We start from the raw sequence: 24,688 nt of genomic DNA, 5'->3' as shown, positions 1-24,688 counted from the left end.
TTTCGGTTTTTCAATCTAAAGCAGTCTATATTTACTTTAAAGAATGTATAAACAACCCACTACGCAGTTTCGGTTCAAACCACGTTGACTTCGGCGGCATAATTTCTCCAGCGTCTGCGATTGATAATAAAGCTTCCATTGATGTCGGATATAATGAAAACGCTGCTTTATATTCACCGCTATTTACAAGGCGTTCTAGTTCTTCTAATCCGCGGATTCCTCCGACAAAGTCAATGCGTGAATCAGATCGCGGGTCGTGTATTTCAAGTACTTGGCTTAATAAATGATCTTGCAGAATAGATACATCTAAACCTTTAACGAGATCATTCGCATCAAACGTTTCCTCTTTCACTGTGAGTCTATACCATTTCTCGTTTACATACATACCAAATGTTTTTGGCTCATTTGGTTTATACGGAGAAACAGCTGCTTCTTCTACATAAAAGTATTGTGCAATTTGCTTTAAAAACTGTTCTTCTGATAAGCCGTTTAAATCTTTTACAACTCGGTTATAGTCCCAAATGGATAATTCATCGTGAGGGAATAATACAGATAGGAAGAAATTAAACTCTTCTTCTCCTGTGTAATTCGGATATTGTTCTCTTCGCATGAGCCCTACTTTTGCTGCTGATGCTGAGCGATGATGCCCATCTGCAATATAAAGATTAGAAATATCTTCAAATGCGTTTACTAAAGTAGCAATTACATCCTCATCAACTATTTTCCAGGCAACATGCTCCACGCCATCTTCTGCTGTAAATGTATAGATTGGCGCATGCTCTTCTTTACAGCTTGCAATGATACGTTTCACATCTTCTTTTGTACGATACGTTAAAAAGATAGGCCCCGTATTTGCATCACACACATCTACGTGGCGAATACGATCTAATTCTTTTTCGTGACGCGTTCTTTCATGTTTTTTAATTGTATCATCTTCATACTCATCAATAGATGTACAAACGACAAGACCTGACTGCGTTCTTCCTTCCATCGTCAGTTCATAAATGTACAGTGATGGCTCTTCATCTTGTATGAATACTTCTTCTCGTATAAATCGATTTAAATTTTCACCCGCTTTTTCATATACACGATCATCGTACGGTGAAAGTGCCGGGTCTAAATCAATTTCTGCTTTATCAACGTGTAAGAAAGAATACGGATTCCCTTTTACAACCTCTCTTGCCTCTTTACTATTTAATACGTCATACGGTAAAGCTGCAACTTCCGCTGCTTTTTCTTCTACTGGACGAATGGCCCGAAACGGTCGGATTTTTGCCAAGTTTTCCTCTCTCCTTTACACAATCATTCGAACGGCTACAACACCTGTAATTTTGCTTATATTTTCCACAATGTTCTCTTTTATTATATCATCAATTCCGTTATCAATATCAATCATTGTATACGCCCAAGAATGTTTACTACGATTAATCATATCCGCAATATTAATATGATGTTCTGCTAAACATCCTGTAATTTGTCCTACCATGTTCGGAACGTTTTGATGCATGATTGTAATACGTTTCTTTCCGATATAAGGGAGTTCGACGTTTGGATAGTTTACTGAATTACGAATATTTCCTGTCTCTAAATATTCACGTAATTGGCGCGCTGCCATGATTGCACAATTTTCTTCTGATTCAGATGTAGATGCACCAAGGTGAGGCGTCGCTGTTACATTTTTCATCTTTATCACATTTTCATTCGGGAAGTCTGTTACGTAATGCGTAATAACATCTTCTTCTAACGCTTTTTGAAGAACATTTTCATCTACAAGTTCTCCTCTAGAGAAATTGAATAAACGCATACCTTTTTTCATCTTCTCTACAGCGTGTTCACCAATAATCCCCTTCGTTTGATTCGTAAGAGGAATATGAAGTGTAATATAATCACATGTTGCGAAAATTTCATCTAAACTAAATGCTCTTTGTACATGTGTAGAAAGGCGCCATGCTGTTTCAACTGAAATGTAAGGATCATATCCGACAACGTCCATCCCTAAAGCTAACGCATCGTTCGCAACTAAAGCACCGATTGCGCCGAGGCCAATTACACCTAGACGTTTCCCTGCAATTTCTGATCCAACGAATTGTTTTTTTCCTGATTCAACAAGCTGCGGTACTTCTTCACCCTCTAAATTTTTCGTCCAGCTTACACCGTTAATAATGTTACGTGAAGACATAATAAGGCTGGCGATAATAAGTTCCTTTACTGCATTGGCATTCGCTCCTGGTGTATTAAATACTACAATCCCTTTTTCTGTACATCGCTCGACAGGAATATTATTTACACCAGCACCAGCTCTTGCAATCGCCTTTAAGTCTTTTGAAAATTCTTCTTGGTGTAAAGAATAGCTACGAAGTAAAATACCATCTGGGTGGTCCATTCTATCCCCTACTTCATAACGCTCTCCGCTAAGTACTTGCAAACCCTTTTCCGCAATTTGATTTAACGTTTGAACACGAAACATATCCCCATCTCCCTATCTATTCTCAAGCTCAAATTCCTTCATATAATTTACTAATTGCTGTACACCGTGTACTGGCATCGCATTGTAAATACTTGCACGCATACCACCGACTGAGCGATGCCCTTTTAACGTAACAAGGCCGCGTTCTTTCGCTTTTTGTAAAAACTCATTGTTCAGCTCTTCTGACGGTGTTGTAAACGGAATGTTCATAAGTGATCGATACGTAGGATCAACTGGTGAAGTAAACAATTTTGATTCATCTAAGAAATTGTAAAGAAGTGAAGATTTCATTCTATTCTGTTCTTCAATCGCAGATACCCCGCCTTGCTCTTTCAACCACTCTAGTACAAGTTTCGTTACGTAAATACTAAAGGATGGCGGTGTATTATATAAGGAGTTATTTTTGCTGTAAGTTTCATAGTTTAACATCGTAGGACAAGAGCGATCTGCTCCCCCAATTAAATCTCTTTTTATAATTGCAATCGTTAAGCCCGCTGGCCCTAAATTCTTTTGCGCTCCCGCATATATAAGACCAAACTTCGTAACATCATATTGTTCTGATAAAATATTTGAGGACATATCCGCAACGAGCGGTACTCTATCTAAACGTGGAATGTCCACATATTTCGTACCCTCAATTGTATTGTTCGTTGTAATATGTACATAATCTAGTTTTTCATCATTTGGTAAACCATCCAGTTTAGGAATTGTAGTAAACTTCTCTTTTTCAGAAGAAGCAAGCACTTGTACTTCCCCTATTTTTTCAGCTTCTTGCATCGCCTTTTTAGACCATGAGCCAGTTAATACGTACCCTGCTTTTTTGTACGTATTCATTACATTTAACGGTATCATAGAGAATTGTAATGACGCACCGCCTTGTAAAAACAGTACTTCATACTCATCAGGAATGTTCATTAATTCACGAATTAGGCTACTTGCTTCATCTATAATACTTTGAAAATAAGAAGATCGATGACTCATTTCCATAATAGACATGCCTGTCCCGTTATAATTTACAAGCTCCTTTTGCACTTTCTCTAAAACTGGCAAAGGGAGTATTGATGGTCCAGCTGAAAAATTATATACTCTCTCCATCACCCTGATAACCTCCCTATTTCTTATTTTTATTAATTTTTAAACTTTCTGAATTATAACCTAAAATATAATACGTGGTCAATTTGTTTTCTATTATTACGGCGTAAGACGCAATGGAATCGCTTGCATGTGCAAACTACTTTTTTATAAACATACAAAAAAGTGTTAAGTACATAATCGTACTTAACACTCTAGTAATAAAGTATAATTGCTAATTGTCCGTGAAGAACCGATCAAAAATTTGATAAATAGCAGAAAGACCAATGAGCCAATAAATAGTGTCCACAAGCGCCGGCATAGAACCAAACCATTTCTCAACTACATTGTAATCTAACGCTACAAACAACCAATTCAAACCGCCAAGAATCACCAAAATTACTGTAAGGTAAGACAAAAATTTCATTATGATTGCCCCCTAGGTGATAAGATGGTGAAAGGCCTTTCACTAGAAATATATGTGGTAAAATTCAAAACTTACCTATTTAATAAAAATTATTTTCGGTACCAGCCGTTAATAACTGCCTCTGCTTCTTTACTATGTATTTGATACGCATGCGTACTATTATGAGAGCCAATAAACCAAATTGAAAAACCTTTAAAATATGGTTTTGGTTCTAATACATCTCGGTAAGCACGCCACCCGTTTAATTGTACGTCCTTTGAAAACACATTAGATACATCTGGATTCCACGGATTTTGTAGTCCAAGTTCACGTGCTGGAACGTTAAATCCACCAAAATAAACCGGTTTTCCTGTTGCATTATGTAATTGTTCTAACTGCTGCACAACATTTTGCCCACGATTATATACTGTTGTGGCAAATAAACTTTGCTTCACTTCTTCGTATGATGGATTTCTTTTTCCTGAAACTTCAAACCAACTATCAATACTAACAATATCCACCTTTTTTAAATATGGACGATTTATTTTTTCTATAAACTTCGCTTCATAAGATGGATCAAAGCTTGCTGTTAACCACCAATTCATTTGATACAAAACATTTCCTTTATATTGCTGACGGACGAAATCAATCGTATCGCTCCAATATCCTTCTGCATATTCCATATTCACGAAATTAGAGGCAATCTTGAGCCCGTACACATTGTATTTACTTGTAATCGAATTAAAAATATCTTGTAGAATAACCGTTTTCCAATTCCAAAAGAAATCATTAATATTACTTGGATTCCATTCCGTCTCCCCAACATTTCCTTGCTGAATATATGGGAACGGTTCCACAATAACTTGAATATTACGCTTTAATAATTCTTGAATTAAAAGAATAGCCTGTTGCTTTTGCGCTTGATTAATTACCATGTTCGTAGAAGTTACATTCGGAATATCTACTTGAATTGGTACATTTACTGTATTTAAATTTAAACGCTCTACATCAGCTAACACTTTCGCCACATTTCCAACTTCCCATACCGTTACATTTCCTGATTTGATTTTTCCAGATTGAACAGTATTTACATCTGCCTGTACATTTCCTTGAAAACAAAAAGAAAACAACATAATAAACACCCCTAAAAAACTTACTAAACTCTTATTTTTCTTCACAACTTTCCTCCTATAATTTTTGGCATTCTTGCTTATTCTATACAATGTTTCACATATATTCCACAAGAATATTTAATGAAATTTCATCAATAAAAATGCTATTCACCCTTTATCCATATCTTATTCATACTAACCTCCTAAAAATAGTAAGGTAAATAAAAAAAGAGCGTATTTCCGCTCCTTTTTTATCTTTTTACAATTGAAGTTATTTAATTTTTTCTGATACCCTAACCGAATCTACTTTTTCGTATAATTAAATTTTTATACTCAGAAATGTATCAAAAAATTTTTATCTATATTCGCTTTTTGTTTGTATTACTTTTATATTTACTTCATTAGATTGTTTAATATCATTTTTAAATTCTTGTTTGACTTTTTCTATATCAGCTGCAGTACCACTAACTAGAATCCCATCGACTGGTTATCCTGGACCTTGCACATAACGTTTTACTCCTAATCCTACTCCTATAAAAATAGCAATAACCACCACATAACTTATAATTTTTTTCACTAGAATACTCCTTTAATTAATGATTTATATCTGGATTATAGATGTGATTTTTTCATAAGTTAATGACTTCTATCTAACTATCTAACTTCTAATCTTACAATATTGTAAGATTAGAAGTTACAACGTGTATATTTTATGTCAGAAGACCTTCTACTCAATTTGTGTGATGTTGGGATAGCGTTAGTAAATAGATGGGAGATACTGTCGAAAAAAGATAAAAATGACTCGATTATTTTTTGTAGATTATACACAAACATTTATGTAAAATGTTTATATATAATCAAACGAAAATAAAATTTATCTACTTTTATACAAAAACCAAACAAAATTGATGAATATTATTAATACCAATAACAACATGAACCAATACAGAAATCATACTTTCATAAGTGAAATACTAAAAAAGTGAAAATAAAACAATATGGATCCTTTAAAAAAGTTACAACCCTATGAAAAACAAGATTGTAACCAAAAATAGCTTGAAAAGAGGGAGAAAATTATGGAACAAAGGAAATATTCAGTAACACCTCAAGATCGAATGAATTATATACTTGGTCTTTATTCCGCAAATCAACAAATTAATGCCGTTCTTTATTTTCCTATAGGTATATCAAAAAAGGTACTTGAACAATCAGTAAGAATAACGTTACAATTACAGCCCGTTTTAAACAGCCGTTTTGTAGAAAGTGATATGCCTTATTGGGAGGAACATTCATCTAGTACTAACTCACCAATTTGTTTTTTTGCAGAAGGAGATGATCAAAATCTTGAAGTGATGGCAATAGATTTTATAAAGGAATCTGGAGATCCTATTCAAGGGCCTATGGTTCAGACAAAATTATTACGAGGCACTTCAACAAATATATTAGTTGTTAAATTATCTCATCTTTGTTCAGATGGTGCTGGAGTCAAGGAATATATTAATTTGCTGGGAGCAATTTATACTCACCTTTCTCTGGGACAGTCTAAGGATGAAATTATAAAGAGATTTAATGCAAAAAATGAGGGTTTTCGCGATCAATCACCTGTATTCAAATATACTGGAATAACAGACATAAAAAGTGCGTATCGTCCCAGCCAAGAACAACAAGCAGCATTATGGTCTTTTCCATCTCAACCTAACAAAAATGCTTATCCAAAAATAGCCGTGCGACGGTTAAGCCTTGAGCAAACTCTACGTTTAACCCTATGGACAAAGGCACAACAAGCTACCTTAAATGATGCAATCCTGACTGCATACTTCCGCTCTTTATCACATTTCGCTGTGTATGCAGAACCTCGTACCGCAGAAAAAATGGTTGGTTTAACAATTGATTTACGCCGATATCTCCCTAATCATACAACTGGTTCAATTTGCAACTTATCCGGGATGGAAATGCCAGTGATTAAAATGGAAAATGATGACTCATTTAATCAAACTCTAGTTCGAGTCAAAGAATCAATGGATACAATAAAATCTCAAAATCCAGGTCTTTCTTCAGCCGCAGGAATGGAGTTACTGGCAAGTAAAAAGCTATCTGAAGTTAAGGAAATGTATAAACAGCAATATGAACGGGCTTTACAAATGGGAATGGCTTTACCGTTACTTACTAATTTCGGATCGATAGCTGATGAACCTATTAAGTTTGGTGAAGTTCAAGCTCAGGACGGGTATATAACATCACCAATTATGTATGCACCATTCTTTACAATGGGGGCAAGCTCTTATAATGGAAGACTTACATTTACAATTGGTTATCATTCGCCAGATACTACAAAAAAAAAGGTAGAGCAATTTTTAGAAAGTGTGGTCAATGAACTATCAAAATTGTAACGGGAGTATCACCCTAAGCTCAATAAGTTAAGTTTATAAATCTAACCAAGAAGATTCCTTCCTCAAGGAACGCGAAGTGAGTATGTGAGAGATGAACTGGCTTCGGACATAGGATATAAGGAAGCCAGTTTAGTTGTTCGCCATACATGGGGGACCGGCCCATTCCCATTAACCTAAGAAAACAGATGTGAGATACTTTAAAATATTAGCTTGATGCACATGGTTAGGCGCCCTCAAATGCTTGGATTAAAATCATTACAAACAGCTTAAAAAAAATGCTGCAATAGAAGTTATGCATATAATCAAAAAAGGACAAACTATCCAAGGTGAATAGTTTGTCCAAAACCATAAACTCTATGGTTTAACAATATATAATTCAGTTCCGCTAAAAGTTTTTTATTCTCTTTTCATATCCTACTATTTTTGCATCCGAACGAACAATAGAGAATTAGAATAATGACTTAATACTTGCTAGAACAGTAAGTATTCCTATAACAATTACAAATACATTACTCATTTTCCCTTTGTATTTAGCTAGTACTGGTACTTTATTGATTGCATACATCGGTAATAGACATAAGATAGCAGCAACTAACGGACCGCTAAGGGCATCAATAATTCCAAGAATACTTGGATTTGTATAAGCAACATACCAGCATGTTAATACGACAAAAGTAAGAATCATTGTCTTAACTGTTTTCTCTCCTAAATCTTTCCCACGTTTTTTACCGGACTTAATAATCATGTCACGCATTACCTCATACGCTCCTATATAATGGCCAAGGAAAGACTTTGTAATAGCCACAAACGCAATGATAGGAGCCGCAATAGTAATTACTGGCGAATTAAGCTCATTAGCAAGATATGATAGGATTGACAAGTTCTGTTCTTTTGCCACCTTAAGATCATCTGGAGTCAAACTTAAAGTACTGCTCCAAACAAAGAACATAACAACAACGAATGTCATGATATAACAAACTTTTTGTATTTGAGCACACTTGGCATCAGTAGCATCTATTCCATACGTAGCTCTCTGTTTCATAACGAATGACGAAATCATAGGAGAATGATTAAACGAGAATACTATGATTGGTAGTATCATCCATATTGTTCCAAAATATCCTGTTCCAGTTGAAGCAGTAGAAACACTTGAAAAACTTAGCATTGACGTATTCCACTGTGGAATTAAAGATATTGCGATAAAAAGTAGAGAAACAATGAAAGGATATACTAGCATGCTCATTATCTTTACAGTAATATCTTGACCAAAATTTAGTATAGTGATAAGACCGAGTACTAATACAAGTGATAAAATGGCCCTTGGAGGCTCCGGCATGTGCAATTGATGCACAATAAAACTACTTGCAGTATTTGTAAGTGCAACCGAATACATCAGCACGATCGTATAAATTGAAACGAAATATACTATGTTAAAAATTATACTTGCCTTATTTCCGAAATACTCTCTTATTGTACCTGTAATCCCCTCATCAGCAGAATTAGAAGCGTATATCATTTTAGCAAGCGCCCTATGTGAGTAATACATAACAGGATATGCAAGTATGGTAATTAGCAGCAATGATAATAAACCACCTGAACCTGCATTAATAGGTAAGAAGAGTACTCCTGCTCCAATTGCTGTTCCAAATAGACTCAATGCCCAGGTAGTATCCTGTTTATGCCACTTTTTAGAGTCTAGATATTTCTCATTTTTTACTGCAGTATTATCAACTTGAAATTCTATGTTTTTTGCAGTATTCCCATTCATATAATAATTCCTCCTAGTTTTCTATTCTTACTTCTCTATTTAAGGCATCGGAATATAGACCGTTCTTGAAAAATGAATTGCTTACAAAGTGCGCCACATCGTATATCCTTCTTCTAAGTTAATCAAAATCAAAAAATTGGCGAAGCATCAACCTGACGGGGTTGTTACAAATTATAAAATATCCCAATTATATAGTGGTATATTTTATTAGTAATTCCCCCAATATACAGACATCCTTAGGCGAGCAATAGAGAATAGATTGTTAACTATTTCACAATATACCCGATAATTGTTCATTGATTTGATTATTTCTCTCCAAAGATTTTATTTTTAATGGCAATCCCTGTAGGTGTAGCTGCAATTCCACCTAAACCTGTCTCTCTTAATTCGCGAGGCATCTGTCTTCCAACTCTATACATCGCTTCAATGACTTCGTCAGCATTGATGATATTGTTTACGCCGGCTAATGCGATGTCCGCTGCTGCTAAAGCATTTGCCGTTCCAATGGCGTTTCTCTTTACACAAGGAATTTCTACTAAACCAGCGACCGGATCACAAACTAAACCGAGTAAATTTTGTAATGCAATCGAAAAAGCTACAGAAGATTGCTGTGGTGTTCCACCTGCAGCTTCAACCGCAGCTGCAGCCGCCATCGCTGAGGCACTGCCTACTTCAGCTTGACATCCTCCGTACGCTCCTGAAATACAAGCGTTGTTTGCGACTATCGTTCCAAATAACGCTGAAGTAAATAGAAAATGAATCATATCTTCATGACTTAACTGCAACGTATCTTTAATACTAAAAAGGACTCCTGGAATCGTCCCACTCGCACCTGCTGTTGGAGTTGCACAAATAGCTCCTAATGCAGCATTTACTTCATTAACACCGATAGCACTTTGAATCCCTAACACCATCAAATCTCCAGAAAGGGTTTTCCTATTTTCTCGATAGTTTTTAATTTTAACAGCATCACCTCCGGTTAAACCAGTTGGAGAAAATACACCGTCGCCCTCGATACTTTTATTTATAGCATTTTGCATAGTCGCTAAATTTCGTTCCATTTTACTCCAAACTTCTTCATAAGTAGATTTAGTTTGTTCAATTTCCTGTTCAATTGCTAATTCATAAATTGTCTTTTGGCTTTTATTAGCTGCATCCACAATTTCTTTTATGGCCATATACATATTTTTTCACTCCTTAATGTAACTAAAGAATAATGAGCTTAGCTATATTGCTTAAATTTCCTAATTCCTCCTGGACATTACCAGGCAATAGCGAATCCAAAGCGAATGCATATAAATATTTCCTGTTTTCTTCTAAACTATGAAAGTTGTTTATTTCCACATCATATTGTTTAAAGATCCTGCGTAAGACAAATTCAAAGTCAGCTCTTTCGGAAATTGCAATAATGACTGGCAATGGCTCCTGCAGGTCTAAGTTAAATCCGTCGATTTCAACATGTTTGATTTCAATTAATCCACCGCCAACCGAAATCCCCATCGTTCTAATACTTCGATTTTCATCCTCTAAATATACATCTGCCGTATTTGGATGGCCAGCAGGACTATCACCTGCTTCTTCAATAAAGGTAATTTCAATTCCTTTAGATTCTGCTATTTCAATAGCATCTGGCACTTTGCTGTCATCGGCAGCAAATCCTAATATCCCAGCAATAATTGCAAAATCAGTTCCGTGACCTTTATGGGTTTCAGCAAATGATTCATAATACCTTACCACGACTTTTTTTGGAAGACCTTGAAATAATTTATTGGCTACTGTTCCAATAGCCAAAGCACCTGCAGTATGTGAACTTGAAGGACCTATCATTATGGGCCCAATCACATCAAAACAACTTTTGTATTTAACAACCTTTTTTTCTTTAATAGATGCTACATTCATGTTCATATAAGCACCCCCATAATTTATTATTTTTAATTACAGTTGAATCTAAGTTATTAAAATGACTGATTCAAAACAAGATCTAATTGAATGCGCTTTCATTCTCGTGTCAAATACACTTTTCCTTTTGATCACATACCTTTCTTAGAGTAATCATGTGAGTATGTCCAAATTTAAAAGGTTACTTACAATGTCATTAGGATTTTTGCAAAAAAACTAGGTTTGATACTTTCTCTAGAGGTAATAAATTCTTTCTCGACGCCCTCATTATAGCTTGTATATTTATGAGTACAATATTTTTTTATTTTTAGAAAGATTGAATAAACAGAATCTTGAATGGGTAATAGATTACACTTAGCATGTAGCAATTGTGTCCTTTGTTTGAAGCTGTATTAGTTAGTAGAAAAGCAAAAATAACACAGAGTTCCTTTCATTAACACATTGATTATATTGGAAAATCATTATAATGATACTTATATTATCCTTTGTTGAAACATTTAATTTTGGACATGAAAGCTGTTGTAATAAATGATTAATATAGATAGCAAGTAATAAATTAATGAACTATAAAATCATTTTTGAATATTAATCATTAATTTTGTATTAATATTCATTGTCAGAAAAAAGGAACTTCTTTTTTTATAATCTTAACTTAAAGTGATATTTTGGTAATATCCAACAATTTACACCATCCCCTTTACAGTTATGGAAACCCTAATTAGATTTAAAAAGAGAGAAGAGCTCATCGATGCTCCTCTCTCTTTTTTATTTACTTAAGATTACTATTCAAATTGCTTATTGCATCTTTAAGCTGACTTTTAAATTATAAACTTTAATTTCCATACTTCTTTACAAGCCGATAAATGAAAAAAGTATATGTTCCTTCAAAATTAAGTTATAAAAGAGTAATGTTTTCCTGTAACATATTATTCATCCTTCTATTCACAGACAATACGCTTCCACACTAAATAAAATCTCTCCGTAAACGTCCAATAGCTCTAAAATATACAAAAATTGAAGAATATGAAAAAAACACTCTTATGAGTGCCCTTCTTAGCAACTAAGTCCGCTGCAACTATTATCATTACCCCGATGAATTTTGCCTGTAAGAGGAAATTTTAAGTTCATATTTAATTATTAAAATAAACCGCACCAAAGTTTTCATTAAATCTTTTACACCAAACAGAAACCGAACCATATTCACTTACATCTATCCCTTCAGGAATTTCATAATTTTGGTCTCCTTTATTTCCCTTTAATTTTCCTAATTCAATATACTGATAGTTTTTCACGTCTTCATTATTTTTTAAGCGATTTGTAGGAACTAATACAACTCGTACATCTGGCCCATTAGATGTTGCAAAATCAGAAAGTCGTAAAACACGTTTTCCATCCGCTAATTGGTAAATTTTTGCCGTTCCAGTTGTTTCATGGACACCGTTTTGAAACTGACCTTCCCTTATTACTCGATCACTTTGTTGCCTTACTTCAGTTGATTGTATCTCTGCTTGTGGCAATGATTCATTTACGTGCTTATCAATAAATAATTTCTCTGGTCGGAACAATGACCATAAAATCCCCAATACAATTATCAAACCACCTATAAGCCATACATATTTTCTTTTCATAAAGTAAAAAACCTCCTGTAACATACTGTGTAGTAGTATGTTAACAAGAAGGTCTTTCATTTTTCTAACGTAAATGTTACAAAAGTCTTTCAGCCGTCTTATTTTTTTACTGATGTGATGGGAAGAGTGAACCAAAATTCACTTCCCTGCTTACCATCTGCGCGATTCCGTACACCAATTTCCCCTTTGTGCATTTCAATCAATGATTTTGCAATAGCTAATCCAAGTCCGGAACCTCCAGATTGTGAACTTCTTGATCGATCTGTTCTAAAAAAACGTTCAAATACGCGTAATTGATCATTTGGAGAAATTCCCATTCCTTCATCCCGCAAAGTGAATTGGACCTGTTGAGTTGGTTTATTTTCCACTACAGTCAATTCAATTGTTCCAGAGATAGGAGAATATCGAATTGCATTATGTAATAAATTACCTATGACCCTTTCTATTTTACAAGGCATAATCAAAAGTCGAGGTAATGTATCAGGGACATCCAATTGCACATGGATTTGTTTGTTTCCTAATAAGACAGAATGTGACTCTAATACATCTAATAGAACTTTATCTAAATGTGTGAAACTTGGGTGAAAATCTACTTGCTCAAACTCTAACTTTGAAAGATCAAATAAGTCGTTAATTAATCCATTTAATCTTTCTATTTCTTTTAAAACCGTTGCTAAGTATTGCTTTTTCATTTCAGGATCTTCAATCAGGTTATCTTGTAATGCTTCTATCATCATTTGCATGCTAGTCATAGGTGTTCGTAAGTCGTGTGAGATATTGGTAATTAGCTCCTTACGAGAGTTTTCCTGTTCCTCTAACTTAGTAAACCCTTCTTCTAATTTTTTTGCCATCTGTTGAAAGGCTGTTGCCAATTCTTTAAACTCACGTGGTTCTTGCCCAATTATATACATCGTTTCAAAGTGTCTATCACTAAATTGTTTCGTCAATTTTATTAAATTTTGTATAGATCTCATGATAGGACGTGTCATTAACCAATAAATAAACGTTGAAATAATGAATGCCACAAATGCAATTACTGTTAATAACCGCGTTTGTTCCGGTTCAAGTAACATTTTCGTATCACTATACCATATAGCAATTACCATAATACTAGTACTTAATAGATTCATGAGTAACAATTGAATACGTAATCTCATGTTTCATTTCCTCCATTTGGTTCAAAGCGATATCCTATACCCCAAACCGTATGAATCCAACGATTCTTTATCGTATGCTTCTCGAGCTTTTCACGTAAACGACTCACTAACACAGTAACTGTGTTTGATGCCCCTTCATGTCCAAAATCCCAAATTAATTCAAGAAGCTGCGAGCGAGAAAATACTTGTTTTGGATGCTTTGCCATGAGATAAAGTACCTCAAACTCTTTCACCGTTAACTCCACTTCCTTATTACAAACAAGTACATATCTTGTCTTTGGATATATTTTTAAATCTGGAAACTCTATCACTTCCAATAAGGATTCTTTCGCTTGTATTTGTACATGGCTTCCTCTTCTTAGTATAATTTGAACCCTTAATACTAATTCACGAGGGGAAAATGGTTTTGTTAAATAATCATCTGCCCCCATTGTTAAGCCTAAAATTCGATCCCTTTCCTCTCCCTTAGCAGTTAACATAATAATAGGGACATTTGATTGTTGACGAATTTCCTCGCATAATTCCCATCCATCTTTTTTTGGCATCATCAAATCTAATATAATTAAATCTGGTTGATGTGTAAGAAATAAATCCCAACCTTCTTTACCATTTACAGCGGTATAAACTTCATATTCTTCTCTTTCTAAATACCGTTTGCATACTTCTCGAATATTTTCTTCATCTTCTACGATTAAAATTCTTTTCTTCATATACTATCCTCACTTCTTTTTCACCAATAACAAAAAATTTTTTCTATTATCCAATAAAAATATCTTTATAGGTAAAGATATAAAAACTAATCACATAAATAAATCAGAATTCCACATTTCACCCTCGAAACGAATGAAAATTCGGAAAATAAATCATGTAATACAGATAGTAATCTTAACATTTGATTACTTATATGACTAGATAAGTATTTAAAATAGTAGTTTCTAAATCATATATAAATTAAAAGGAATGAGTCCGATTCAACATCGAACTCATTCCTTAATAGTAACCTAAATTTTTGCATCTAACTTTTCAGATACAATTCATTTCCGGTTCTCTTTTCAAACTTAGCAACAGAACTGTTACCTATTACTGAACTCTTGATAGATTCCATGCTATAGTATCAGTCCCATTCTCTCCATTACCATATTTCATATAATCGATTAAATATCCTACCTTTAACTTATTACCATTAGATAGTATGTTCCATTGCTTATGGTGTCCAGTGAAATTCTTTGGATATGCATGATTAAATTTAAAAGTACTTGCGTTCTGTTTTTGATCTAAATGGATATAACTATCTTGAAGTTTTAAATATGCATAATCTGAATAAATAGGATTTTGAAATTTAATTAATACCTCTTCATCCTTTTTAATTGGTTTTCCAGGTTTAGGTTGACCTACTCTTTCAATAATTACATTCACTTTTTCATCGCTAGATTTTTCAGCCCAAAGATACTCCCATTTATTCCCTGCATGATGACTTCCCAAATAAGCTGTATTTCCATATGAAGCCACGGTATAAGGAACTCCTTCTGTAACAAATTCACCTGAATTATCTACTACATAATCTTCAAATTCTTTATTAGCTTTAATTTCAGTATCAATCTTTTGTGTAGGCGTTAGATTGTGTGCGTCATTGATTTCAAATGTAACTTTTCTGTGCGCAGCAATTTCAGATTTAATAGGGTGTATATTTTCTCTAGACTCATATGTAAATCCATTTTCACGTTTAACCAGTGTTACTGTTTGTGACGGAGCATTCCATTTCTTACTATAAGTAGTAGGAATATCTTTACTCACTCCAAATAAACCAGGTAAAATTGTTGCCCTAATCTTTTGCGTCACAGAATCATAACTACCTTCTACTAATGTTGGGTGCTGTAGTTTTGCAAAAGCTCCGTGTACAGAGTCTTTATGTAAATAACCGCGATCTCCCTGTCCCGCTTTTAAATCGTTCAATGCATCAGTTCCATTATTAGCTGAAACCACTGATACGTTATTAGTACTTTTAGCCTTGTTTACAATATGATTTACTTTTTTCGTATCTATATTTACCTGTTGAAAAACTTCGTTATAGGATAAAACTGGCTTATCAGCAAGAGATTTGTCTTTAGGAGTATATGCCCTAAACTTTGGTATATTTCCTATATCTGTTTCTAATTGTTCAGTAGCTGCATTTACTCTAGACTCATATCTCCCTGAATCCCCCAAATGCATAATTTCTTCACCTTTTTCAATAGATAAATCCATTGTACTTGTAGGTAAAACTTCAATCGAAAGAAGTTCCCCTTGTTCAACAGCTTTCAATTCATCCAAAGATAAGACAATATTCGCATCTGCTTGTCCTTCTAAACTGTCAATTACTACTTCTGTTTTATTCCGTCCACCTTTTTCTGTACTTAAATAGTTTGCTTTATAACGATCTTGTGTTGCCTTTACAGTATTAATAATTTTGTTTCCTAAACGAATATTAAAATGAGGCGAAACATTTTCAGCGGATGCTGTTCCTACATTCTTATATTCCAAATGTACACGTAATTTTGCTGCGTTCGCTGTATCCACAGTTGTTGCAGTAGACCAATCAAAATTATTTGTATAACTCTCCGTTTCCGTAGTTGTTTTTGAATATCCGTATCCCACATTTGCTGAAACACTTCCGGAAGGAACAGGACCGGCTGCTGAGCCTTCTACACCACCTGAACCACTTAAACCTACATTAAATGAATGTTGTGTAGATACACTTTTTTCCCATCCTCTACTAACTGATCCACCATTATTATCCGTAATGGTTGCAATAGGAATTACTTCAATTCGTTTGACACCAATTTGCAAATTCGGCATGTTGGCAACTATCGGATTGAAATTAGTATCAGAATCGTTGTTATAATTCTCAACCTCATACATATCAGTAAAAGGATCACCATCCGTATTTGCATTCATAGGATTCGATATAAATTTTGGTTTCCCTTTATCCTTCTCGGGATCCCATGCTTTCGCTTCATTTTTTCCAGTTTGTGAATTGAATTCAATTTTATATCCATTAATCTCTAAGTCGTTGGAAATACCATCTTTATCCCAATCGTTGTTTGCCATTTCAATGTTTTGTGTAATGAGTGAACCTATTTCTCCATCAGATCCGAGCGTGAAATTCTTATCTTCTTTTTTTACATCTGCATTCTCTTTGAATATTTCAACTGTACCTCCTGGATTCGGTTGTTTTACATCTGCTAAAGCAGGAGATGCTAAAGTCAGTGCCATCGATACACTACCTAATACACTAATTGCTGGCTTCAATTGTTTCATTGTTATTTTTCCTCCTTTGTTTCTAGATCCATTAGAACACCTACTAGTAAGATTAATTTCATCATATATAACAAATCTTTCTTTTCTCTCTCATAACTGTTAAAAAAGTCTCTCGTAAATATTACAAAACACTTACAGAGTTTTTAAAAGCCATAAAATATATATATGAAACATCAAAAAGCCGTAATATGAAGAATCAATTACAATATATACAAAAAAGCAGCTAGCCAAAGCTAACTGCTCACTAACTTACAAAATTTCAGTAAAAGAATGTATTAATTTTGAAGTGTGCAAATTGGGAGAGTGACTTCAACTATAGTCCCCTTATTCACTTCACTCTCAATAAATACCTTCCCCTGGTGTGTTTCAATAATTTTATAACAGACCATTAATCCTAAGCCGATTCCCTCTTCCTTAATACTGTAAAAAGGTTCTCCTAAATATGGTATACGTTCTTTTGGAATCCCACATCCTTGATCGATAAAGCGAATCCTTATTTGATTATTATCAAGTTTATCAAATTGAATCAAAATTTCTCCTCCTGTTGGCATGGATTCAATTGCATTTTTTATAATATTAACAAATACTTGTTTTAATTGATTTCCTTCACATGGAATCAGTGGAATACCAGGTGTAAAATCAATTCTAATTTTTATATTATTCATCATTGCTTGAGGTTGCAGTAGCATTAAAACTTGATCCATTAGCACACTAATATCATTAGGTTGTATCTTTACCACCTGTGGTTTGGCTACCGCCATAAATTCATTAGTAATACTTTCTATACGCTCAATCTCTGATGATACTATATTTATATAACCCCGATTATTCTCAGTTTCCGTTGATTTTAGTAATTGCATAAACCCTTTCATTGCGGTTAATGGATTATTAATTTCATGAGCCATTGCAGTCGCTAATTGTCCTACGACAGCAAGTTTTTCAGATTTCCGTAGTAATTCTTCTGTTTTTAGCCGTTCAGTGATATCACGAGAAATACTTAGGAAAACTTTTTTACCATTTAAGTTAAAAACACGGACACTAAACTCAGTTGTTATTATTTTTCCTGTTGGAAAAACATATTCATCTTGCAAAGTGAAGGAAGTTTGTCCCTCTCTAATTTTTTCTAACAACCTTACAATCATTTTAGAATCTTGTGGTACTACATTTGGAAATGGTAACGAGAGCAGCTCTTCTCTACTATATCCAAATCTTTTACAACCAACAGGGTTTACCTCAATGAATCGACTTGGAACATGATTTTCATTCAGCTCTACTACATATACTGCATCAGTTGCTTGTTCGATTAGTGCACGGTACTTCATTTCACTATCTTTTAATTGTTGGTGTAATCGCTGTCGTTCTCTTTCTGCTTGTTTTCTTTCAGAGATGTCTCTACATATTGCAGATAAAGCTATCACATTTCCTCTTACGTCTAGTATAGGAGAAACTGTCAGACTGACATCAAGAAGACTTCCATCGTTACGTCGTCTAACAGTTTCTAATCTGGTAACTACGGATTCTACTGTTAGAATTTTCTGAATATTCTTAAGTGATTCTTCCATTAAGAAATCTGGTACACAGGGTAATCTCTTACCTATGATTTCTTGTAATGACCATCCAAATATCTTTTCATAAGCTTTATTTGCTTGTAAAATATGCCCTTCTCGATCAGAAATGGTAATAGCATCTACATTATGCTTTATAAATGATTCTAGTAATTCTTTGGTAGCTCTTAATTCTGATTCTACCTTTTTCCTTTCGGTTATATCGACTATAGAACCAACAACTTCCATAACTTGTCCATTTCGTTTAATCGGCCTAAGTGCAATAAGAATAATCGTTTTATCATCTGGCCAGGGTAATTCGAATATAATTTCTTTCCCTTCCCATGCCTGAAGATAATACTTCATCAATTGTGGAACTAAATGTGGTGGAACAATAGAAGCATCAATAGTCCGTAAGCTTTTCCCTACCACCTGTTCAGAATAAAATCCTTTTTGATAATAAAACTGTCCATCACATAAAGTGTGTATAAAGTGCTTACCCACTTTTTTAAATTTAAAAATCCCTCCTTGAAGCTCATGTACGGTATCTGTGAGTTCTTGCTTGGATTTTTTTAATTCCCGATTCATTTTAGATAAGTCCTGTGTTAAATAATATAATCTCTGGTAGGCTTCCATAAGAAATAGCCCAATTAAAAGCCCTAAAGCTATATATAATAAGCCTCCAGTGTAAAGTAACTTAGTATTAAAGAATACACCAACTAACCACTTTATTCCGACAAAAACAAAAAAATATAAAGATGCACTTTTAAAAGGATGAAGGTTTTTAAAATATGTTTTAAAAGTAAAAAATAGGATACCCAAACCTAAATAAGCAATCACAGGAGGTTCCCAGTAACCTCCAATGTAAAAGATACGCATTATAATAATGCTAATTAATGTAATCCAACCAGCAATGCGACCAAAGTAAATAAAAGATAGAATAAGAGGAACAACTCGAAGATCGTAGGAAAATCCCATGTATGGAAAAGAAAAGAGCATCAAAGTAACTGCAATAATCCCTCCATAGAATTTTTCGAAATATCGCCTGGAATGAATCAAAAACACTTGAATAAATATCGCTGCGCTAACTAATAAAGAAAAAATAGAAAGATTGATGAAATAGTCTTTAATAATCATGTAATGTCCCTCCTTGCATTAAGTGTATTCGACAAAAAAGCTAAAAATCCTACAAATTGTATAAACAGTTCAAATGCATAAATTTTAAACTAGGATAAAATCTAGAAAAGTAAATAAGGAGCACAGCAGATGAGATATTTTAATGAAAAATAGTTCAAAAAAGATAATAGTAACCGTTGACTACTATTATCTTTTTTCTTTAAGTTATCGTAATATGTCTGAAACTCTAAGGGACGTGGTATGTCATTTCATCAAACAATGATTATATGCTGAGTCATGAATATAGAAATTTCAGCAGTAATTTTTGAAAAATAACATAAAAAACAAAACTATCTTTGAAAATGGAAAAAAACTATATAAATGTCAACTAATCTATGTACAAAAACGTTCACTTAATTTTGCATAAAATCACTCCACTTAGGAAGCTAAGTAGTTCTTCAAGGTCGATAAGAACACCTGTAGATGCTTCAGGATAACTACATAATTGTATGAGTAATGTACTTGAAACCTTTCGGTAAAACCATACACATAATACAACTAACTCCTTGGTTCAATATTTACTTTTTCGCTGAACAAATTCTTTTTCTTGAGCAAATTATTCTAGGATATAAGGAGATATATGCCATTGCAATTTTTCAATTAACTTGGTGTCTAGTTTATTGTCCAGCTCCAATTACTTCGTTACTTTCAGATTCAGTTCATTATATTTTCTACTTTGTCTTTATACACAACATATTCTTTCCCATCCACTACTGCTACCACCGCAAATTCATCATTTGGATTGAATGAAAGCCAGTCAGCCCACATGCTTGTACTAGCACCTCCACTCCACATATGATGAACAGTGTTTTTAGTTAAATTCATAACTTTATAAGACGCATTTGGTGCATTTGTTCCAGTCCTTATTTCAAAAGTGTATGCGTTATGGATTTTTTTATAAAAGTAAAAAACGTTTGATGGAAGAAGTAGATTCATAAAATCCTGTTCTTTCTTCTCTGCAATTTTTATGCCTTCTAGTAATGTGACAACATCTGTTCTTAATGTTTTCCAACTATCTTTAGCTGAATTCAAGTTAGGCTTTAAAAATTTATATCTATTTTGATCAGCTTTTTCATCAGCTTTATCAATATGCCCCAGTACACCCGAATATTGAGAGTCTAAATCATCCCATTGTGTGGACATATAAGTAAGAGCAGTAATAGCACTATCAATCGTACTATGCATATCACTAATATTATGAAATGCAACTCCGACTACACGATTTAATGTAATTTTATAATCTACAGTTTTACGTAATTCTGCTAAAGCAGGCTCTAATCGACCTAAATTATCTCTAGCAGTACCTATCATTATGCCACCAGAAATAAGCGTGGGGATAAAAGGTATTTTCACCATTATTAATCCATCAGATTCTAATTTCTTATAATAGTTTACTTGTCCAAAAACTTCATCTAAACGCTTTTGATCAGTCTCCACATCAGCTCCTTGGTTTTTTAAAATCGATTGCAAGGTCTCTTTATGGCTTCCAAATACTCTAACATCTTCTCCAATAGCGTTTTTAAATTTAGTTAATTCTTCTATTAATGCTTTTGCAGACTTTTGATTTTGTTGAATTCCCCCCCTTAAATCAGTAATCCCCTTTTTTAAAGTATCCCCATTTCCATTATTGATCGCCTCTACTAATGTTTCATAATAATTTTCAAGCTTTGTATCGTATTCAATAATGCCGGTCAATGTATCTAAAAGCTGTTTTTTTAATTTTGTATTCCATGTAACAGCATGTGCTCTTGCATTCTTTTGATCCTGTACAATTTTACTAGGTAAATCTGCATACCCATTAATAGAAATTCCTTCAAAACTCACATCCGGATTATTAATTAGCAAATAAGAATATTCATTCATAGCTTTTGCAAATAACCCAGCATCTTGTACAGTTTTTTTCATCTTTTCTTCATTTGCTGAAAGAGACATATCTCCAGTGTTCGTTTGTTCAGTTTCAATTGCAAAGGTTGCTACTGGTGTGACTGCATAGGTAGTTGTCATAATTAAAAATGCTGATACAGCCAGTATTTTATAAGGTTTTTTTTTCATCTTTTCTTATTCCTCCTGTATAGAGTTTGATTTCAAGTCCTATTCTTATTAAAAGACGATGTAGTTGCATAGATTCAATATTATTAAGCAAATCTATATAACCTGTCCTCTATTAATCGATTCTGTTACAAATTTTTAAAAACAAGTAAACTACATGGCTATCTTTTTATTTGGATATAACTTATATATAAGTGAAAGGCGAAGTCTTTAATGAGACTCCGCCTTTTTAATATATAAGGATTTATTAATTAACGCTTTACTGTTTAACAGTGTAATCATAGACTCTCTATGTTATGGTTCACTTTGCAACAGAATTAATATTTCCCTATTTTTGTGGAGTAACAGTTTCCACTTTTAATTCCTTTATCCCTTCTTTTAATGTAACAGCATCTGTTCTTAATGTTTTCCAACTGTCTTTCGCTGCATTTAAATTAGGTTTTAAGAATTTAAATTTATTTTGATCTGCTTTTTGAGCTGCATTCTCAATATGCCCTAGAACGCCCGAATATTGAGAATCTAGATCATGCCACTGCGTGGACATATAAGTAAGAGCGTTAATAGCATCATCAAGTGCCTTGTGCATTTCATTAATATTACTATAAGCAACTCCAACTACGCGATTTAATGTTACTTTATAATCCACGGTCTGACGTAATTCTGCTAATAAAGGCTCTAACTTACCTAAATTATCTCTTGCTACTCCCACTATAATACCGCCAATTATCGGTAGACCCAAAATAGCACCCTTCATTACATTAAACCCATCAGATTCTAATTGTTTATAATAGTTTACTGATCCTAATACTTCTTCTAGACGCTTTTGATCGGCTTCAACATCTGCACCTTGGTTTTTTAAAATCGACTGCAAGAGATCTTTATTGCTTCCAAATGCTCTAACATCTTGTCCAATAGAGTCTCTTAATTTAGTTAATTCTTCTATTAGTTGTTGTGCAACCTTTTGATTTTGTTGAATTTCACCTCGTAAATCTGTAATCCCTTCTTTTAAAGTTTCTCCATCCCCTGTATTAATCGCCTCTACCATTGTTTCATAATAATTATCAAATGTTGTATCATATTCAACAATACCAGTCAATGTATCTAAAAGCTGTTTTTTTAATTTTGTATCCCAAGTAACAGCATGTGCTCTTGCATTCTTTTGATCTTGTACAATTCTACCAGGTAAATCCACATATCCATTAATAGTAATTCCTTCAAAGTTCACATCTGGATTTTTAATTAACATATAAGAATAGGCATTCATAGATTTTGCAAATAAACCGGCCTTTTGCAAGGTCTCTTTCATTCTCGCTTCATTTGCAGAAAGAGCCGTATCTCCATTGTTCGTTTGTTCAATTTCACTTGCAAAAGTTGTTACTGGTGAAACTACATTAGCGGTTGTAATAGTTAATAACGTCGATACAGCGAGTAATTTGTAAGGGATTTTTTTTATCATTTCATTTTCCTCCAATTTAGGTTTTAATTTTCAGTTCTATTCCTGTTTAAAAGCAATATCTTTTGAAATGAATTCTGCATCTTTATGAATATCATTCCAACTTTCTTTAGCAGCTTTTAAATCATCCGGTATTAAAGAGAATTTGTGGTCTTGCATAGAATCGATATTATCCAGTAAATCTGTATAATTTGCGCCCATTGTATTCCATTGCTTTTGAATATTTGTTAGAGATAATATCGCTTGATCTACAGTCTGATATAGATATGCCAATGTTTCTTTCGCGTTAGTAAGCGAAAGAACTGCTTGATTAGCACGATCTGCTTTCATACTTAATTCTCCGATTTTGTTAGAAATTTCGTTATAGGAGTCCATATGCTTAGATGCCGTGACACCCGCCGCAGTTCCTAGACCGATACCAGCTGCTCCAAGAGCTGAAAGTCCACCAACAACAGCTGGTGTTGCTGTACCACCAGTTACAACAATTACAACTGCTCCTCCAATAGCTGCAATAACTAAAATAGCTGCTCCCAATCCACCACCAATTGACCATGCTAATACATCATCAAAATGTTTTTTCTGAGTAGAACGAAGTTGCTCAATTTCAGCTTGAAGTTGCGGAATCGTTGCCTGTTGACCTGCTAATATTGCAGTTAATCCACCTTTGCCATCTGGACCACCAACATTATTTTTAAAATCTGTAGAATTTTGATATAGTTTCCCTTTGAAGTCTTGTAGCATCTTAATTACATCTGTAACCTCTTTTGAATTTGTATTAATTGTAGTAATTAAATCACTTATGCCCTCTTTTAGACCTGCCTTATCTTTCTTTTGTACAGTATCTACTAAAGTGTCGTAATAATTTTGAAATTGTTCATCGTAATTTACAATATTACGAGCTGTTTTTTGAATCTGTGGCTTCGCTTTATCTAACCAATAATTCGCATTGATTCGTGACAGTTCTTGATTAAGGTGAATATTTTTGAGCAACTCCCCTCCTTCTGATCCTAAATCGATATTAGATAAATTTACATTCGGTTGCTTAATCATTGTTTTTGCGTACAAATCCATTACAAGAATATGAGACCCTGTTTCAGCCAATGCTTTCTTCAGTCCCTCGGGACCTAAAGCATAATTGCCTACTTTTTGTTCTTGAGCGGTCGTTTCTTGTGCAAATGCATGAATAGTGTTACCAGTAGTAGCAGTTATAACCGTTGCCAGAGTGGCTAAAGTTAGCACTTTGAATGGGAATTTTTTCATAACTATTCTCC

At 33.9% G+C, this 24,688-nt stretch carries 17 protein-coding genes; 1 reads left to right on the top strand and 16 read right to left on the bottom strand.

Annotated elements, in window-relative coordinates; genetic code table 11:
* Positions 1–31 precede the first annotated feature (31 nt).
* From ACSG5Z_RS16195 to ACSG5Z_RS16175, 5 genes are all read right to left on the bottom strand, one after another.
* Positions 32–1,279, bottom strand: a complete 1,248-nt coding sequence (locus ACSG5Z_RS16195; protein WP_435711748.1) for a DUF1015 domain-containing protein — start codon at positions 1,277–1,279, stop codon at positions 32–34.
* A gap of 15 nt (positions 1,280–1,294) precedes the next feature.
* The gene (locus ACSG5Z_RS16190; protein ID WP_087984206.1) at positions 1,295–2,467 is read right to left on the bottom strand and encodes a 3-phosphoglycerate dehydrogenase family protein; all 1,173 of its coding nucleotides are present in this window, start codon (positions 2,465–2,467) and stop codon (positions 1,295–1,297) included.
* A 12-nt stretch (positions 2,468–2,479) separates the two neighbouring features.
* Positions 2,480–3,562 (bottom strand): 3-phosphoserine/phosphohydroxythreonine transaminase, encoded by a 1,083-nt coding sequence (gene serC / locus ACSG5Z_RS16185; RefSeq protein ID WP_087984264.1) that lies wholly within the window; start codon positions 3,560–3,562, stop codon positions 2,480–2,482.
* 211 nt (positions 3,563–3,773) lie between these two features.
* Positions 3,774–3,965: a DUF378 domain-containing protein gene (locus ACSG5Z_RS16180; RefSeq protein ID WP_000670803.1), complete on the bottom strand. Its 192-nt coding sequence runs from the start codon at positions 3,963–3,965 to the stop codon at positions 3,774–3,776.
* Positions 3,966–4,054: 89 nt separating this feature from the next.
* On the bottom strand, positions 4,055–5,122 hold the full coding sequence (locus ACSG5Z_RS16175) for a glycoside hydrolase family 113 (protein ID WP_098148047.1): 1,068 nt from the start codon (positions 5,120–5,122) through the stop codon (positions 4,055–4,057).
* A gap of 1,010 nt (positions 5,123–6,132) precedes the next feature.
* Between ACSG5Z_RS16175 and ACSG5Z_RS16170 the strand changes: the two genes are divergently transcribed.
* Positions 6,133–7,446: a condensation protein gene (locus tag ACSG5Z_RS16170; RefSeq protein WP_137014224.1), complete on the top strand. Its 1,314-nt coding sequence runs from the start codon at positions 6,133–6,135 to the stop codon at positions 7,444–7,446.
* Positions 7,447–7,894: 448 nt separating this feature from the next.
* Here the strand turns inward: ACSG5Z_RS16170 and ACSG5Z_RS16165 are convergent, their stop codons facing one another.
* From ACSG5Z_RS16165 to hblD, 11 genes are all read right to left on the bottom strand, one after another.
* Positions 7,895–9,214 (bottom strand): aromatic amino acid transport family protein, encoded by a 1,320-nt coding sequence (locus tag ACSG5Z_RS16165; protein WP_087984204.1) that lies wholly within the window; start codon positions 9,212–9,214, stop codon positions 7,895–7,897.
* Positions 9,215–9,519: 305 nt separating this feature from the next.
* Positions 9,520–10,398 carry an L-serine ammonia-lyase, iron-sulfur-dependent, subunit alpha gene (gene sdaAA / locus ACSG5Z_RS16160; protein ID WP_088063992.1) on the bottom strand — a complete coding sequence of 293 codons (879 nt, stop codon included), beginning with the start codon at positions 10,396–10,398 and terminating at the stop codon, positions 9,520–9,522.
* A 22-nt stretch (positions 10,399–10,420) separates the two neighbouring features.
* Entirely contained in the window at positions 10,421–11,119 is a 699-nt protein-coding gene (gene sdaAB, locus ACSG5Z_RS16155) for an L-serine ammonia-lyase, iron-sulfur-dependent subunit beta (RefSeq protein WP_435711747.1), read from the bottom strand.
* Positions 11,120–12,243: 1,124 nt separating this feature from the next.
* Complete coding sequence (locus ACSG5Z_RS16150) at positions 12,244–12,741, bottom strand: DM13 domain-containing protein (RefSeq protein WP_002017161.1); 498 nt, start codon at positions 12,739–12,741, stop codon at positions 12,244–12,246.
* A gap of 98 nt (positions 12,742–12,839) precedes the next feature.
* Positions 12,840–13,898, bottom strand: a complete 1,059-nt coding sequence (locus ACSG5Z_RS16145) for a sensor histidine kinase (protein WP_137015031.1) — start codon at positions 13,896–13,898, stop codon at positions 12,840–12,842.
* Positions 13,895–14,608, bottom strand: a complete 714-nt coding sequence (locus ACSG5Z_RS16140) for a response regulator transcription factor (RefSeq protein WP_002017159.1) — start codon at positions 14,606–14,608, stop codon at positions 13,895–13,897. Before ACSG5Z_RS16140 ends, ACSG5Z_RS16145 begins: the two co-directional genes overlap by 4 nt.
* A 370-nt stretch (positions 14,609–14,978) precedes the next feature.
* Positions 14,979–17,195 carry a binary toxin-like calcium binding domain-containing protein gene (locus ACSG5Z_RS16135; RefSeq protein ID WP_435711746.1) on the bottom strand — a complete coding sequence of 739 codons (2,217 nt, stop codon included), beginning with the start codon at positions 17,193–17,195 and terminating at the stop codon, positions 14,979–14,981.
* Between the two features lie 275 nt (positions 17,196–17,470).
* On the bottom strand, positions 17,471–19,876 hold the full coding sequence (locus tag ACSG5Z_RS16130; RefSeq protein ID WP_435711745.1) for a PAS domain S-box protein: 2,406 nt from the start codon (positions 19,874–19,876) through the stop codon (positions 17,471–17,473).
* Between the two features lie 693 nt (positions 19,877–20,569).
* Positions 20,570–21,967, bottom strand: coding sequence for a hemolysin BL regulatory component HblB (gene hblB / locus ACSG5Z_RS16125; protein WP_435711744.1), 1,398 nt, complete (start codon positions 21,965–21,967; stop codon positions 20,570–20,572).
* Between the two features lie 325 nt (positions 21,968–22,292).
* Positions 22,293–23,420 carry a hemolysin BL binding component B gene (gene hblA / locus ACSG5Z_RS16120; protein ID WP_098145988.1) on the bottom strand — a complete coding sequence of 376 codons (1,128 nt, stop codon included), beginning with the start codon at positions 23,418–23,420 and terminating at the stop codon, positions 22,293–22,295.
* 36 nt (positions 23,421–23,456) lie between these two features.
* A complete protein-coding gene (hblD, locus tag ACSG5Z_RS16115) occupies positions 23,457–24,677 on the bottom strand; it encodes a hemolytic enterotoxin HBL lytic component L1 (RefSeq protein ID WP_002128070.1) in 1,221 nt (406 codons plus the stop codon).
* Positions 24,678–24,688 lie beyond the last annotated feature (11 nt).

Source organism: Bacillus pretiosus (assembly GCF_051294775.1).
In the GTDB taxonomy this organism is placed as follows: domain Bacteria; phylum Bacillota; class Bacilli; order Bacillales; family Bacillaceae_G; genus Bacillus_A; species Bacillus_A wiedmannii.
This window is presented reverse-complemented; position numbering and strand designations above follow the sequence as displayed.

What these genes read in the sequence shown, in the direction of transcription:
- ACSG5Z_RS16190 (WP_087984206.1), bottom strand. Translation starts at nt 2,467, where the DNA reads ATGTTTCGTGTTCAAACGTTAAATCAAATTGCGGAAAAGGGTTTGCAA.
- serC (WP_087984264.1), bottom strand. Translation starts at nt 3,562, where the DNA reads ATGGAGAGAGTATATAATTTTTCAGCTGGACCATCAATACTCCCTTTG.
- ACSG5Z_RS16180 (WP_000670803.1), bottom strand. Translation starts at nt 3,965, where the DNA reads ATGAAATTTTTGTCTTACCTTACAGTAATTTTGGTGATTCTTGGCGGT.
- ACSG5Z_RS16170 (WP_137014224.1), top strand. Translation starts at nt 6,133, where the DNA reads ATGGAACAAAGGAAATATTCAGTAACACCTCAAGATCGAATGAATTAT.
- ACSG5Z_RS16165 (WP_087984204.1), bottom strand. Translation starts at nt 9,214, where the DNA reads ATGAATGGGAATACTGCAAAAAACATAGAATTTCAAGTTGATAATACT.
- sdaAA (WP_088063992.1), bottom strand. Translation starts at nt 10,398, where the DNA reads ATGTATATGGCCATAAAAGAAATTGTGGATGCAGCTAATAAAAGCCAA.
- sdaAB (WP_435711747.1), bottom strand. Translation starts at nt 11,119, where the DNA reads ATGAACATGAATGTAGCATCTATTAAAGAAAAAAAGGTTGTTAAATAC.
- ACSG5Z_RS16150 (WP_002017161.1), bottom strand. Translation starts at nt 12,741, where the DNA reads ATGAAAAGAAAATATGTATGGCTTATAGGTGGTTTGATAATTGTATTG.
- ACSG5Z_RS16145 (WP_137015031.1), bottom strand. Translation starts at nt 13,898, where the DNA reads ATGAGATTACGTATTCAATTGTTACTCATGAATCTATTAAGTACTAGT.
- ACSG5Z_RS16140 (WP_002017159.1), bottom strand. Translation starts at nt 14,608, where the DNA reads ATGAAGAAAAGAATTTTAATCGTAGAAGATGAAGAAAATATTCGAGAA.
- ACSG5Z_RS16135 (WP_435711746.1), bottom strand. Translation starts at nt 17,195, where the DNA reads ATGAAACAATTGAAGCCAGCAATTAGTGTATTAGGTAGTGTATCGATG.
- ACSG5Z_RS16130 (WP_435711745.1), bottom strand. Translation starts at nt 19,876, where the DNA reads ATGATTATTAAAGACTATTTCATCAATCTTTCTATTTTTTCTTTATTA.
- hblB (WP_435711744.1), bottom strand. Translation starts at nt 21,967, where the DNA reads ATGAAAAAAAAACCTTATAAAATACTGGCTGTATCAGCATTTTTAATT.
- hblA (WP_098145988.1), bottom strand. Translation starts at nt 23,420, where the DNA reads ATGATAAAAAAAATCCCTTACAAATTACTCGCTGTATCGACGTTATTA.
- hblD (WP_002128070.1), bottom strand. Translation starts at nt 24,677, where the DNA reads ATGAAAAAATTCCCATTCAAAGTGCTAACTTTAGCCACTCTGGCAACG.